We start from the raw sequence: 14,015 nt of genomic DNA on the forward strand, positions 1-14,015 counted from the left end.
GATCGGTGCCGCGGCCTGTACGGGGGTTACGCGTCCCCCGCCAGCAGGTGCTGCGGCAGCTCCCGGAACGACCACCGGCCGGACCGGCGCGTGAAGACCCACACCAGGTCGAACCGGTCCGGCCATTCCGCAGGCACCCCCGGCACCCGGTCCGCGCCCAGGGCCCGCACCAGTGCGGGAACACCGGCCCGCTCCCAGCACACCAGCGCGGGCGCGCCCGAGGCCAGCGCAGCCGCTGCGACCCGCGCCTCCTCACCCAGCCCCAGGTCCGCCCGGACCTCCACGCCCAGCGACTCCGCGAGCGCCCCGACCGTCTGCCGGCTCCGGTGCGAACCGGCGTGCCGGCCCGCATCGGCCACCGCGAACACCAGCCCGGGCCGGGGGAGCGGGGCCCTCGGCGACGGCGCGAAGAGCAGCGGCAGCGCCGCGGCCCGCCGCCGGCCCCGCCCCGCCAGCGAACCCGGATCGTCCTCACCGTCGGAGTCCTGCCCCGGCGCCCCCGCGTACGGCTGCTCCGCATGCCGCATCACCATGACCAGCGCGTCCCGGCCGGGCGGCGGGCCCGGAGCGGGCGGCGGCGGCTCGCTCCCGGCACATCCGGCGGCCGCGGCGGGTCCCGCGAGAACGAGGGCGGCCAGCACGCTGCGGCGCGGCACACCGGCGGATCCGTGGGGCATGCGCCCCACTGTCGCCCATCACCCGCGAGCCGCCGGCGCGCGGCACGGCGTACCCGCCCCCGGTCAGCCGATCGGCCGACCCGTCCCCGGCACGGGCCCTGTGGGCCCGGGCCGTGCCCTCCGCGGCAGGCCGTGCCCTCCGGGTCGGCCCGTGCCCTCCGGATCGGCCCGCTCCCTCCCGGTCAGGCCGTGCCGAGCCGCCGCGCCAGGTACGGCGCCGTACGGCTGCCCGGAGCCGCGGCCACCTCCCCCGGCGGACCGGCCGCCACCACCCGGCCGCCCGCGTCGCCGCCCCCGGGCCCGAGGTCGATCACCCAGTCCGCGCCCGCCACCACGTCCATGTCGTGCTCGACCACCACCACCGAGTGCCCTGCGTCCACCAGCCCGTGCAGCCGCCCCAGCAGCACCTCCACATCGGCCGGGTGCAGGCCCGTCGTCGGCTCGTCCAGCAGGTACAGGGTGTGGTCGCGGCGGACCCGCTGCAGCTCCGCCGCCAGCTTGATCCGCTGCGCCTCGCCGCCCGACAGCTCGGTGGCCGGCTGTCCCAGCCGCAGGTAGCCCAGACCGATCTCGTCCAGCGCCCGCAGACTGCGTGCCGCCGCGGGCACCCCCGCGAAGAACTCCGCCGCCGACTCGACCGTCAGCCCCAGCACGTCGGCGATCGTCAGCCCCTCATGCCGCACCTGAAGGGTCTCCGGGTTGTACCGGGCCCCCGCACAGTCCGGGCACGGCGCGTACGTGCTCGGCAGGAACAGCAGCTCCACCGAGACGAACCCCTCGCCCTGGCAGGTCTCGCACCGCCCGCCCGCCACGTTGAACGAGAACCGCCCCGCCGAGTACCCGCGCGCCCGGGCCTCCGGAGTGGCCGTGAAGATCTTGCGCACCGTGTCGAACAGACCCGTGTACGTCGCCAGGTTGGACCGCGGCGTACGGCCGATCGGCTTCTGGTCCACCTCGACCAGCCGCCGCACCGGGCCCGCCGCCCCGTCCCGCTCCAGCCGCTCCGCTACCTCCTCCGCCAGCGCCCGGCCCACCAGCGTGGACTTGCCGGAGCCGGACACACCGGTGACGGCCGTGAACACCCCGAGCGGGAACTCGGCGTCCAGACCCCGCAGGTTGTTCCGCGTCACCTGTGACAGTGCAATGTGACCGGTCGCACGGCGCACCGCCCGCACCGCCCCGCCCGCCTCCCCGGCCCGTGCCCCGCCCCGCTCCCCGAACAGGAACCGCCGCGTGGCCGACTCCGCCACCTCCGCCAGACCCTCCGGCGGCCCGCAGTGCAGCACCTCGCCCCCGTGCTCCCCGGCCCGGGGCCCGACGTCCACCAGCCAGTCCGCATGCCGCACCACGTCCAGGTGGTGCTCGACCACGAACACCGTGTTCCCCGCGGCCTTCAGCCGGTCCAGCACCCCGAGCAACGCCTCCGTGTCCGCCGGGTGCAGCCCCGCCGACGGCTCGTCCAGCACGTACACCACCCCGAACAGCCCCGACCGCAGCTGCGTCGCCAGCCGCAGCCGCTGCAGCTCACCAGCCGACAGCGTCGGCGCCGTACGGTCCAACGACAGGTACCCCAGCCCCAGTTCGTTGACCGTCCCGATGCGCGCCAGCAGATCGCCCGCCAACACGCGCGCCGTCTCGCCCCCGCCGTCCGCGGCCCCGGCCAGCACCCCCGCCAGCTCCGTCAGCGGCAGCCCCGCCAGCTCCGCGATGGTCCGCCCCGCGAACGTCACCGCCAGGGCCTCCGCCCGCAGCCGGCTCCCGCCGCACCCCGGACACGCCACGCTCGTCAGGAACCGCTCCGCCCGGGCCCGCAGCGTCGCGCTCTTGCTGTCCGAGAACGTCCGCATCACATACCGGTGCGCGCTCATGTACGTCCCCTGGTAAGGGCGTTGGATCCGGCCGGCCTCGCGCACCGGATGGACCGTGACCACCGGCTGCTCCTCCGTGAAGAGGATCCACTCCCGCTCCGCCGCGGGCAGCTCCCGCCACGGCCGGTCCACGTCGTACCCGAGCGCGTCCAGTACGTCCCGCAGGTTCTTCCCCTGCCAGGCCCCGGGCCAGGCCGCGATCGCTCCCTCCCGGATCGACAGCGCCGGATCGGGCACCAGCAGCTCCTCGCCGGTCCGGTGGATCCGCCCCATCCCGTGGCACTCCGGGCACGCGCCCGCCGCCGTGTTGGGCGAGAACGCGTCCGAGTCCAGCCGGTCCGCCCCCGCCGGGTAGTCGCCGGCCCGCGAGTACAGCATCCGCAGCGAGTTGGAGAGCATCGTCACCGTGCCCACCGAGGTCCGCGTCCCCGCCGTGGACCGCCGCTGCTCCAGCGACACCGCCGGCGGCAGCCCCGTGATCTCCCCGACCTTCGGCGCCCCGACCTGGTGGATCAGCCGCCGTGCATACGGCGCCACCGACTCGAAGTAGCGGCGCTGCGCCTCCGCGTAGATCGTGCCGAACGCCAGCGAGGACTTCCCGGACCCCGACACCCCCGTGAACACCGTCAGCGCGTCCCGAGGGATGTCCACGTCCACCCCGCGCAGGTTGTGCTCCCGCGCGCCCCGCACCCGTACGAAGGGATCGGCGGCGGGCGCCCCCGCGACGGCGGGGGAGTGGACGGGGGCGGGCTGCTGGGCTTCCGGGCTGTGCATTTGTCCGATTCTAGGCGTCGCCGCCGCCCGCGATACTTGACCCTCACACCGTGTGAGGCCGTGCAGTAGGAGCACCATGTTCACCATCGGAGACTTCGCCCGCCACGGCCGCGTGTCCGTCCGCATGCTGCGGCACTACGACGCCATCGGCCTGCTCCCGCCCGCCCGCGTGGACCCCTTCACCGGCTACCGCTCCTACGAGGCGGCCCAGCTCAGCCGGCTCAACCGCGTCATCGCGCTCAAGGACCTCGGCTTCACCCTCGAACAGGTGCGCCTGATCCTCGACGAGATGGTCGGCCCCGACGAGCTGCGCGGCATGCTCCGGCTCCGCCGGGCCGAGCTCGCGGAGGCACAGGCGGCCGCCGCGGCCCGGCTGGCCCAGGTCGAGGCGAGGCTCCGGACGATCGAGAGCGAGGGACGCATGGACACCCACGACGTGGTGGTCAAGCACATCGAGGCGGTACGGGTGGCGGAGCTGAGCGCCACCGCGGAGAACTTCGACCCGGACCGGATCGGGCCCGTCGTCGGCCCGCTCTTCGACGAGCTGTGCCGCCGCCTGGAACGCGCGGGCGTCACGCCCGCCGGCCCGGCCGTCGCCTACTACGACGACGCCCCCGAGGGCGGCGAGGCGGTACGCGTCCACGCCGCGCTGCCGGTCGGCTCCTCCGTCAGCGGCGGGGACTTCGACCTCGTCGACCTCCCGGCCGTGGAACGCGCCGCCACCCTCGTCCACCGCGGTGCCATGGACGAGGTGCTGCCCACCGCCCAGGCGCTGGCGGCGTGGATCGACACACAGGGCCACCGCTCCGCGGGGTACGCGCGCGAGCTCTACCTGGAATGCCCCGACGACCCGCGCCAGTGGGTGACCGAACTCCAGGAGCCCCTCGTCTGATCCCGGCCGGGACGCCTCAATCCGCCCGTCCTGCGGGCGGGTTGGGGCCTGTGCCGGCGCCGTCGGCGGTACGCGGCACCAGGCCCGCCAGCTCCGCCAGCCGGGCGAACGAGTCCAGCAGGCCGGCCCGGTCGTACGTGCTGGTCGTCACCAGCACCTCGTCCGCGCCGGTCTCCGCGACCACCGCGGCCAGCTCCCGGGCCACCCGCTCCGGGGTGCCGTGCACGTGCCCCGCGAGCCCGGACTCGTACAGTTCCCGCTCCCTGGCCGACATCTCCAGGGCCTCGATCCGCTCCGCGGGGGCGAGGGGCGGGAAACTGCCCCGCGTCCGCGCGTGGGCCGTCGACCACGCCTCCGGGACCAGCAGCCGCCGCGCCTCCCGCTCGCTGCCGGCGACCGCGACCGTACCCGAGACCACGACGTACGGGCGCTCCGCCCAGGCGGAGGGCCGGAACCCGCGCCGGTACTCCTCCACCGCCACCAGCAGCCGGTCCCGCCGCCGCAGGTCGCCCACCACCAGCGGCAGCCCGGCCCGCGCGGCGATCCCCGCGCCCTCCCCCGTCGCCAGCAGGAACGGCGGCACGCGCAGCCCCTCCGCGGGGCGCGCGTGCACCTGGGGGTGGGCGCGCTGGGTGCCGTCCAGCCAGCCGAGCAGCAGCCCGAGCCGCTCCTCGAAGGCGTCGGCGTCCTTCACGTCCCGGCCCAGGGCCCGCCGGATGCCGTCGGTGAACCCCACGGAACGGCCCAGCCCCATGTCGATCCGGCCCGGGAACAGCGACTCCAGCACGCCGAACTGCTCCGCCACCACCAGGGGCTCGTGGTTGGGCAGCATCACCCCGCCCGTGCCCACCCGGATGGCCGAGGTGGCGCCCGCGACGGCGGCGGCCAGCACGGTCGGCGCGGAACCGGCCACGCCGGGCACGCTGTGGTGCTCGGAGACCCAGAAGCGGTGGTAGCCCAGCTCCTCGGCGTACCGGGCCAGCGCGACGGTGTCGCGCAGCGCCTCGGGGCCGTCGTGGCCCTCGCGGACGCGGGAGCGGTCGAGGACCGAGAAGCGGGTCGCGGCCAGGATCGGGTTCGCAGTCACGGAGTGTTCAACGCGACGGCGGGCCGGTGATTCCCGGGCCCGTTCAGGACTGCCGACGGCCGCGCTCCCGGGAGCGTTCCGGCCCCGCTCCCGCGGGCACTGTCGGCGGCCCTGTCTAGGGTGGCGTACATGACAGAGTCCCACCGGCGGCCGCTGGCCGTCTTCGACCTCGACGGAACGCTCGCGGACACCGCGCACCGCCAGCACTTCCTGGAGCGCAAGCCCCGGGACTGGTCCGGGTTCTTCGGCGCGGCACCCCAGGACCCGCCGCTGGAGCGGGGGGTGCGGATGGCCGTCGAGGCGGCCGGCGACTGCGAGGTGGTCTACCTGACCGGCAGGCCGGAGCGCTGCCGCCGGGACACCCTCGCCTGGCTGGCCGCGCAGGAGCTGCCCGAGGGGCGGGTGTGGATGCGCGGCAACCAGGACCGCCGCCCGGCGCGGGTCACCAAGCTGGAGACGCTGGAACGGATCGCGCGGGGCCGGGAGGTGCGCATGCTGGTCGACGACGACGAGCTGGTCTGCGACGCGGCCCGGCGGGCCGGCTACCCGGTGGTGCGCGCCGACTGGGCGGCGGCCTCGGCGGAGCTGCGGGACGCGCAGGAGCGCGAGGGGCGCACCTGAGCGCCGGGCGCGGTCCGGCCGTACCGGACCGCGCCCTGCCGTACGGACCGGGCCGTGCCCTGCCGTACGGACCGGGCCGTGCCCTGCCGTACGGACCGGGCCGCGCCCTGCCGTACGGACCGGGCCGTGCCCGGCCCCGGGGTCAGTCCTCGCCGTCGAGGCGGAAGCCGACCTTCAGTCCCACCTGGTAGTGCGCGATCTGTCCGTCCTCGATGTGCCCGCGGACCTGGGTGACCTCGAACCAGTCCAGGTTGCGCAGCGTCTGGCCGGCCCGCGCGATGCCGTTGCGGATCGCCTGGTCCACTCCCTCGTGGGAGGTGCCGACGATCTCGGTCACGCGGTAGGTGTGATTGGACATGTGACACTCCCGGTGGGGTGAGCTGGTGCCTCACTCCACGGTGCCCCACGTGCCGGCGTCCCGCGAGGCGTCGGCCCCGCCGGCCCGGCGTGGCGGTGCCGGGGCGCGGCCGTCCGGGTGACGAGGGGGTCGTACTCGGACATCAGTTGGGCGATGCAGGTGCTGTCAATCAGGTCCGGACCTTACCTGTCCTCCGTGGCGCGCCACCATTGCTGCGGCGATAGGTCTCAATTCTCACGCTCTGTCCGTGAGTCGAATGGCGATGCGTGAGGCTTTGGTGAAGAAAACCTGGCCGGAGACCCTTGACCCGTTCAATTGGTCCATGCCAATTTCGAGCCATCTCCGATCGACCCGAAGGTGGCATTCGTGAAGATGCGCTTCCCCCTCGCCGCGTGCACCGCCGTCCTGGCCGCCACGGCCCTGACGGCCTGCGGCGTCCTCCCCGGCGAGGGAGCCGGCCGGCAGCAGGTCACCGTCTGGCTGATGAAGGGCAGCGCCTCCGAGGACTTCCTGGAGCGCTTCACCACCGCCTTCGAGGCCGAGCACGAGGACATCGACCTGGAGATCGAGATCCAGGAGTGGACCGGCATCGGCGAGAAGGTCCACAAGGTCCTGCGCGGCGAGGACACCGCGGACGTCATCGAGGTCGGCAACACCCAGGTCGCCCAGTACGCCCAGACCGACGGCCTCACCGAACTCACCCTGGAGGGCCTGCGCGACTGGGGCAGCAAGGACTGGCTCACGGGCCTCGCCGAGCCCGGCAGCATCGACGGGGCGCAGTTCGGCGTGCCGTGGTACGCCGCCAACCGCGTCGTCCTCTACAACAAGGACCTCTTCGCCGCGGCGGGGATCACGAAGGAACCCACCACCCGCCGCGAGTGGACCCGCGCCACCGAACGCCTGGACCAGGGCGACCGGCAGGGCATCTACCTCGCCGGCCAGAACTGGTACGTGCTCGCCGGCTTCATCTGGGACGAGGGCGGTGAGCTGGCCGTCGAGGGCGACGGGCAGTGGAACGGCGCCCTCGGCACCCCCGAGGCCCAGCGCGGCATGGCCTTCTACAAGGAGCTCCAGGCACTCGGCGACGGTCCCAAGGACGCCGACGAGGAAACCCCGCCCCAGGCCGAGGTGTTCGCCCGCGGCAAGGTCGCCCAGATCATCGCCCCGCCCGGCAGCGCCGCCCTGATCGAGGAGCTCAACCCGGCGCTGCGCGGCAAGCTCGGCTACTTCCCGATACCCGGCAAGACCGCCGCGAAGCCCGGCGCCGTCTTCACCGGCGGCTCCGACCTGATCATCCCGAAGTCCACCGAGCGCCGCCGCGCGGCCGTCGAGGTCGTTTCCGCCCTCATCGGGGAGAAGTGGCAGACCGACCTGGCGCGCACCATGAGCTACGTGCCGAACAAGACCACGCTCGCCCACGTCATCGACGACAACGAGGGCACCTCCGCGATGGCCAAGGGAGCCGCGCAGGGGCGCGCCACGCCCACCTCGCCCCGCTGGGCGGACGTGGAGGCCAAGAACCCGATCAAGCCCTACATGACCGCCGTCCTCACCGGCGAGGACCCCCGCAGGGCCGCAGCCGCGGCCGACGCCACCATCACCCGGGTGCTCAGCTCCGACCGCTGACCCGGCCCTGCCGACCGCGTCCCGCCCCGCTGCCGGGCGCCCGCGCCCCCGCCGCGAACCACCCATTCAGCATCCGCACATCCACGGTCCCCTGCACCGTCATGTCGAATCCAGCCGGTCACGGAAGAAGTAAGGAGCCAGGCCGACCCACCCCGGCCAGGCCACCGTGCCCGGACCAGGAGCCGACATGACCATCGCCCCGCTGTCCCCCGTCCCCGACCGGACCGCCGTCCCCACGCCCTCCCCGATCCCCGCCCAGGGCGCCCCCGCCGGCCCCGGGGCCGACGAGGCCCGCTACACCGTCCGCCTCGCCCGCGACGAGAACGAGGTCCGCGCCGCCCAGCGGCTGCGCCACGACGTCTTCGCCGGAGAGATGGGCGCCCGTCTCGACGGCCCCGAGCCCGGCATCGACTCCGACGCCTTCGACGCCTACTGCGACCACCTCCTCGTCCTGGAGGAGACCACCGGCACCGTCGTCGGCACCTACCGGCTGCTGCCGCCCGAGCGGGCCGCGGTCGCGGGCCGCCTCTACTCGGAGGGCGAGTTCGACCTGTCCGCCCTCGCGCCGATCCGCCCCGACCTCGTCGAGGTCGGCCGCTCCTGCGTCCACCCCGACCACCGCAACGGCGCCGTCATCGCCCTCATCTGGGCCGGGCTCGCCCGCTACATGGACCGGAGCGGCCACAACTGGCTGGCCGGCTGCTGCTCCGTGCCGCTCGCCGACGGCGGCGCGCTGGCGGCTGTCACACGTGACACTGTAATGTCACGCAACCTCGCCCCCGAGGAGTACCGCGTCACCCCCCACCGCCCCTGGAACGCCGACGGCATCGTCCGCCCCGGCCGGGCCGAACTCCCCCCGCTGCTCCGCGGCTACCTCCGCCTCGGCGCGTGGGTCTGCGGCGAGCCGGCCCACGACGTCGAGTTCGGCGTGGCCGACCTGTACGTGCTGCTGTCCCTGCGCCGCACCAACCCCCGCTACCTCCGGCACTTCCTCTCCCTGGCCCCCTCGGCATGAGCGCCTGGCTGCCCACCGCCCCCTGCACCCCGGCCGGGTGCGCGGACCAGCCGTTCCACCGGCCCGTCCCCGCGCTCCGCGCCGCCCTCCGGCTGGCCGCCGGGATCGCCGTGGTCCTCCTCGGCATACCCGGCGCCCTGCTGATACGGCCCCTCGCCCGCGCCCGCCGCGAGGCGGCCGTCCGCCGCTGGGCCACCGCCGTGGTCCGCGCCTTCGGCATCCGGGTACGCGTCCACGGCCACCCGGGCCCCCCGGGTGGGCGCCTGGTCGTCCCCAACCACATCTCCTGGCTCGACGTCCCCCTCGTCGCCACCGCCCTCCCCGGCCGCATGCTCGCCAAGAGCGAGGTCCGCGGCTACCCCGTCCTCGGTGCCCTCGCGGCCCGCGCCGGCACCCTCTTCATCGAACGCGACCGGCTGCGCGCCCTGCCCGCCACCGTCGACCGGATCACCACCGCGCTGCTCGACGGGACCCGCGTCACCGTCTTCCCCGAGGGCAGCACCTGGTGCGGCCGCGCCGGCGGCCGCTTCCGGCCCGCGGCCTTCCAGGCCGCGCTGGACGCCCGGGTCCCCGTACAGCCCGTCCGCATCGACTACCGGCTGCCCGACGGCAGTACCGCCACCGCCCCCGCCTTCGTCGGCGACGACCCCCTCGGCACCTCACTCTGGCGGGTCGTCCGCGCCCGCGGCGTCACGGCCGAGATCCGCCTGCTGCCCCGGATCCCGGCCGGACGCCACCCCGACCGGCGCTCCCTCGCCCGCGCCGCTCAGGCCGCCGTAGCCAGCGACAGCGCGAACCTGCCCGCCGCGTCCGTCCACCACTCCGTCAGTTCCAGCCCGGCAGCCGCGAGTTCGGCCCGCACGCCGTCCTGACGGAACTTCGCCGACACCTCCGTGCGGATCTCCTCGCCCGCCGCGAACGGCACGACCAGATCCAGCGCCCGGATCTTCACGCTCAGATCGTGGCGCGCCCGCAGCCGCATCTCGATCCACTCCCGCTCCCGGTCCCACACCGCCACGTGGTCGAAGTCCGCCGCGTGGAAGTCCGCGTCCAGCTCGCGGTCGATCACCGCCAGCACGTTCCTGTTGAACTCGGCCGTCACCCCCGCCGCGTCGTCGTACGCGGCCACCAGCGTCGCCTCGTCCTTCACCAGGTCCGTCCCCAGCAGCAGCGCATCACCCGGCGACAGCATCGCCCGCACCGCCTTCAGGAACCCCGCCCGCTCCCCGGGCAGCAGGTTGCCGATCGTGCCGCCCAGGAACAGCACCAGCCGCGGTCCCGGCGACTCCGGCAGCTCCAGCGGCCGGGTGAAGTCGGCCAGCAGCGCGTGCACCCGCAGCCCCGGGTGCTCCGCCAGCAGCGTCTCCGCCGCGCCCTCCAGGGCGCTGGCACTCACGTCCACCGGCACGTACAGGTCCAGCGCCGGCATCGCCTCGATCAGGTGCCGGGTCTTCTCCGACGACCCCGACCCCAGCTCCACCAGCGTCCGCGCCCCGCTCGCCGCCGCGATCTCCGAAGCCCGCGCCAGCAGGATCTCCCGCTCCGCGCGCGTCGGGTAGTACTCGGGCAACCGGGTTATCTGCTCGAAGAGTTCACTGCCGCGGGTGTCGTAGAACCACTTCGGCGGCAGCGTCTTGGGCTCCGACGTCAGCCCCCGCAGCACGTCCGCGCCGAGCGCGGCCTCCGCGGAGTTCTCGTCCAGGGTCCGGGTCATCAGGAAACGGCTCACGGGGTCGGCTCCTTGAGGGGGGTCAGCGAGACATGGGTCCGCGTGGCGGTCAGCAGGGTCCGGTCCGGCACCTCGCACCAGCCCGGGTCGTCGTCGTACGGCTCCGAGGCCACCACCACGCGCGCGGCAGCCGGCTCCGCCAGGTACCAGAGCGAATCGCCCCAGGCGGTGGCGAGGATCCGCTCGCCGTCGGTCAGCAGCAGGTTCAGCCGGGAGCCCGGCGACGCGGCGGCCAGCTCCCGCACCGGCTCCCCGAGAGCCTGCCCCGGCTCGTCGCCGCGCCGCAGCCGGTGCGCCACCAGCGCCCACACGAACGCCGAATCCGTCCGGCACTCCATGGACAGCAGCGCCGCCGCGGGCAGGGCCGCGGCCAGCGGCGCCAGCGCGTCCGGCCAGTCCCGCAGCGCCCCGTTGTGGCTGAACAGCCAGCGCCCCTCCGCGAACGGCGCGGCCGCGGCCTCGCCGTCCGCCCCGCCGACCGTCGCGTCCCGCACCGCCGCCAGTACGGCCCCGCTGCGCACCACCCGCGCCAGGTCGAGGAACGACTGGTCGCCCCAGATCGGCCCGTACCTGCGGTAGCGGGCCGGCACCGGATCGTGCTCGGCGTACCAGCCCACCCCGAAGCCGTCCGCGTTCACCGTGCCGTACCGCTGCCGGCGCGGCGCCCACGACTGCCGGAACAGGCCGTGCTCCGGCTCCGCCAGCACCCGGCCGAGGCTGACCACCGGTCCCAGATAAGCCAGATGACGGCACATCAGGCATCCCTCGCGGTACGGAAGCCCGAGAAGATCTGCCGGCGCACCGGCAGGTCCCAGTTGCGGAACGTCCCCCGGCACGCCACCGGGTCCACCGCGAACGACCCGCCGCGCAGCACCTTGTGCGCCGGCCCGAAGAACACCTCCGAATACTCCCGGTACGGGAACGCCCGGAAGCCCGGATAGCCGGTGAAGTCGCTGGACGTCCACTCCCACACGTCGCCGATCAGCTGCCGCACCCCCAGCGGCGAGGCGCCCTTCGGGTAGCTGCCGGCCGGGGCCGGCCGCAGGTGCCGCTGCCCCAGGTTGGCGTGCTCCGGCGTCGGCTCCTCGTCACCCCACGGGTAGCGCCGCGAGCGGCCCGAGACCGGGTCGTACCGGGCGGCCTTCTCCCACTCCGCCTCCGTCGGCAGCCGCCGCCCCGCCCAGCGCGCGTACGCGTCCGCCTCGTACCAGCCGACGTGGAGCACGGGCTCGGCCACGGGTACGGGCTCCACGACGCCGAACCTGCGCCGCACCCACTCCCCGCCCTCCAGCCGCCAGAACAGCGGCGCGCCGATCCCGTGCGTGCGTATCTGCTCCCAGCCCTCCGGGGCCCACCAGCGGCTCTGGCGGTAGCCGCCTGCGGTGATGAACTCCAGGTAGTCCCCGCAGGTGACCGGGACCGTGTCGATCCAGAACGGCGCCACCTCGCGCTCGTGCGCGGGCCGCTCGTTGTCGAGCGACCAGGGCTCCGCCGAGGTGCCCATCGTGAACGGCCCTCCCGGCACCAGGACTTCGGCCGCCGGGGGCGGCGGCCCGGCGGGTGGCCCCGGCTCCGGGGCCGTGAGCACCGCCGCGCCCTTCCTCAGCTGATGGGTGATCAGCATCGTCTCGTCGTGCTGCTGTTCGTGCTGCGCGATCATGCCGAAGACGTAGCCGGCCTCGACCAGCTCGCTGCCCTCCAGTGGCGCGTGCTCCAGTACGTCCAGCACCCGGCTCCGCACCTCGGCCGTGTACCGGCGCGCCTGGTCCGGCGGCAGCAGCGGCAGCCGCGGCCGCTCCGCGCGGGGGTGCTCGAAGGCGTCGTACAGCGGGTCGATCTCCGGGTGCATCGGCTCCCGGCCGGCGACGTGCCGGAGCAGCCACAGCTCCTCCATGTTGCCGATGTGTGCCAGGTCCCAGACCAGCGGCGACATCAACGGCGAGTGCTGGGCGGTGAGATCGGGTTCGTCGACGCAGTCGGTCAGCGCGGTGGTGCGGGCGCGCGCCGCGGTCAGAGCGGTCAGGGCCCGCTCCCGCGGGTCCTGCGGGGCCTCGTTCACGTTCGCGGTTCCTTCCCGTACGGGTGGGCGGGTGCGGCGGCCGGGGCGGCGGTCCGGTCGTCGGCGGGACAGCGGCCCCGTGTGACGTGGCGTTCGTGGAACTCGGCGACGGCGGAGAGGACTTCGGGGCGCGCCCCGATGCGGGGCAGGGCGTCCAGGGCGGCCAGGAAGCAGACCTCCGCGGCCGCCCGCAGCTCCGGGTCGGCGAGCCCGTGGACGGCCGCGGCCCGCCACAGCGGGTTGCGCGGCGCGGCCGGCGCCCGGGCGGAGTCGGCGAGCACCTTGACCGCCCGGTACGCGGTCTCCGCCGCCTCGGGGTCGTCGAAGAGGGCCGCCGTCACCGCGACCGGCACCTGCCAGCCGTCGTCCCCCGGCTGCGCGTCGATCATCCGCAGCTCCAGGTGGCCGCGGGGCCGCACGGGCGGGAACAGCGTGGTCAGGTGGTAGTCGAGGTCCTCGCGGGTGGGCGGCCGGGAGCCGCCGCCCCTGGCCCACTCGCGGAAGGTGAGGCCCTCCGGCACCTCCCAGGGGTGCCCGTCGTCCTGCCGCACGCACATCACGTCCGTGTCCAGGACGTGCCGGGCCCAGGCCGCCCGGGGCTCCGCGTCCAGGGGCGGTGCGAGGGTGCGGCGGCCGTCCAGGTCGCTCCACACGCCCTGGCGGGCGGACCGCCAGCCCGCGTAGGGGCCCCGGGGTCCGGGGGAGTTGGCGAAGGCGGCGACGAGTACCGCGCCCAGCAGGTGGGCGAGCAGCCAGCGCCGCCCGTGCCCGAGGGGGCCGGGCTCCTCGTACCCGGCGTCCACGCAGACCTGCACGGAGGCCGAGGAGCACATCATGGCCCGGCCGGCGGGCCCGGTGCGGTCGAAGAAGCGTTCCATCGCGTCGTAACGCGGCTCGTGGAGCAGCCGGCGGGGCGCCTGCCGCGGGTCCTGGCCCAGGCCGCAGAGGTAGAGGCCCCGGTCGCGCAGGGCCGCCCGTACGGCGGTGAGGTCGGCCTGGAGGCCGTCGAGGCACTCCGTCAGCGACCGGGCGGGCTGCGAGCTCAGCTCCAGCTGTCCGCCCGGCTCGACGGTGAGCCGGGAGCGCAGGGGCAGGGCGCGGGCCGCGTCGTGGGCGGCCACCAGCCGGTCGGGCGACACGGGCTCGTCGGGCGCCTCCGCGTCGTACACCAGCCACTCCAGCTCGGCGCCGAGGTACCGGGGCGGACCCGTCTTGAAACAGATGCCGCGGACCAGCTCCTCCGTCTCGGACTCGTGCAACGCAGGGGCGCCGCGCGGGCGGGACTCCTGTGGCATGGCCGGATCCTCCT

At 75.0% G+C, this 14,015-nt stretch carries 13 protein-coding genes; 5 read left to right on the forward strand and 8 right to left on the reverse strand.

Annotation, left to right across the window (positions count from 1 at the left end):
* Window positions 1-26 precede the first annotated feature (26 nt).
* On the reverse strand, window positions 27-677 hold the full coding sequence (locus ACIF6F_RS06230) for a hypothetical protein (protein ID WP_399941889.1): 651 nt from the start codon (window positions 675-677) through the stop codon (window positions 27-29).
* Between the two features lie 182 nt (window positions 678-859).
* A complete protein-coding gene (locus ACIF6F_RS06235; RefSeq protein WP_399941891.1) occupies window positions 860-3,319 on the reverse strand; it encodes an ABC transporter in 2,460 nt (819 codons plus the stop codon).
* 76 nt (window positions 3,320-3,395) lie between these two features.
* Between ACIF6F_RS06235 and ACIF6F_RS06240 the strand changes: the two genes are divergently transcribed.
* On the forward strand, window positions 3,396-4,211 hold the full coding sequence (locus ACIF6F_RS06240) for a MerR family transcriptional regulator (RefSeq protein ID WP_399941893.1): 816 nt from the start codon (window positions 3,396-3,398) through the stop codon (window positions 4,209-4,211).
* Between the two features lie 16 nt (window positions 4,212-4,227).
* Here the strand turns inward: ACIF6F_RS06240 and ACIF6F_RS06245 are convergent, their stop codons facing one another.
* Window positions 4,228-5,298, reverse strand: coding sequence for an MsnO8 family LLM class oxidoreductase (locus ACIF6F_RS06245; protein WP_399941896.1), 1,071 nt, complete (start codon window positions 5,296-5,298; stop codon window positions 4,228-4,230).
* A 129-nt stretch (window positions 5,299-5,427) separates the two neighbouring features.
* Between ACIF6F_RS06245 and ACIF6F_RS06250 the strand changes: the two genes are divergently transcribed.
* Window positions 5,428-5,919, forward strand: a complete 492-nt coding sequence (locus tag ACIF6F_RS06250; RefSeq protein ID WP_399941899.1) for a hypothetical protein — start codon at window positions 5,428-5,430, stop codon at window positions 5,917-5,919.
* 142 nt (window positions 5,920-6,061) lie between these two features.
* Here the strand turns inward: ACIF6F_RS06250 and ACIF6F_RS06255 are convergent, their stop codons facing one another.
* Window positions 6,062-6,277, reverse strand: a complete 216-nt coding sequence (locus ACIF6F_RS06255; RefSeq protein ID WP_399941902.1) for a dodecin — start codon at window positions 6,275-6,277, stop codon at window positions 6,062-6,064.
* Window positions 6,278-6,649: 372 nt separating this feature from the next.
* Between ACIF6F_RS06255 and ACIF6F_RS06260 the strand changes: the two genes are divergently transcribed.
* The 3 genes from ACIF6F_RS06260 (at window position 6,650) to ACIF6F_RS06270 (ending at window position 9,790) form a co-directional block, all read left to right on the forward strand.
* Entirely contained in the window at window positions 6,650-7,903 is a 1,254-nt protein-coding gene (locus ACIF6F_RS06260) for an extracellular solute-binding protein (protein WP_399942206.1), read from the forward strand.
* Window positions 7,904-8,090: 187 nt separating this feature from the next.
* Window positions 8,091-8,918 carry a GNAT family N-acetyltransferase gene (locus ACIF6F_RS06265; protein WP_399941904.1) on the forward strand — a complete coding sequence of 276 codons (828 nt, stop codon included), beginning with the start codon at window positions 8,091-8,093 and terminating at the stop codon, window positions 8,916-8,918.
* Window positions 8,915-9,790, forward strand: coding sequence for a lysophospholipid acyltransferase family protein (locus ACIF6F_RS06270; RefSeq protein WP_399941907.1), 876 nt, complete (start codon window positions 8,915-8,917; stop codon window positions 9,788-9,790). Before ACIF6F_RS06265 ends, ACIF6F_RS06270 begins: the two co-directional genes overlap by 4 nt.
* Here the strand turns inward: ACIF6F_RS06270 and egtD are convergent.
* From egtD to egtA, 4 genes are read right to left on the reverse strand one after another with little or no spacing between them, the layout of a single operon-like run.
* A complete protein-coding gene (egtD, locus tag ACIF6F_RS06275; RefSeq protein WP_399941909.1) occupies window positions 9,685-10,647 on the reverse strand; it encodes an L-histidine N(alpha)-methyltransferase in 963 nt (320 codons plus the stop codon). The genes ACIF6F_RS06270 and egtD overlap by 106 nt on opposite strands.
* Window positions 10,644-11,402, reverse strand: coding sequence for an ergothioneine biosynthesis protein EgtC (gene egtC / locus ACIF6F_RS06280; RefSeq protein ID WP_399941912.1), 759 nt, complete (start codon window positions 11,400-11,402; stop codon window positions 10,644-10,646). The genes egtD and egtC overlap by 4 nt, the downstream gene beginning before the upstream one ends.
* A complete protein-coding gene (gene egtB / locus ACIF6F_RS06285) occupies window positions 11,402-12,706 on the reverse strand; it encodes an ergothioneine biosynthesis protein EgtB (protein ID WP_399941915.1) in 1,305 nt (434 codons plus the stop codon). Before egtB ends, egtC begins: the two co-directional genes overlap by 1 nt.
* Window positions 12,703-14,001, reverse strand: coding sequence for an ergothioneine biosynthesis glutamate--cysteine ligase EgtA (gene egtA / locus ACIF6F_RS06290; protein WP_399941917.1), 1,299 nt, complete (start codon window positions 13,999-14,001; stop codon window positions 12,703-12,705). The genes egtB and egtA overlap by 4 nt, the downstream gene beginning before the upstream one ends.
* Between the last annotated feature and the right edge of the window lie 14 nt (window positions 14,002-14,015).

Source organism: Streptomyces sp. NPDC086023, assembly GCF_044540325.1.
In the GTDB taxonomy this organism is placed as follows: Bacteria; Actinomycetota; Actinomycetes; order Streptomycetales; family Streptomycetaceae; genus Streptomyces.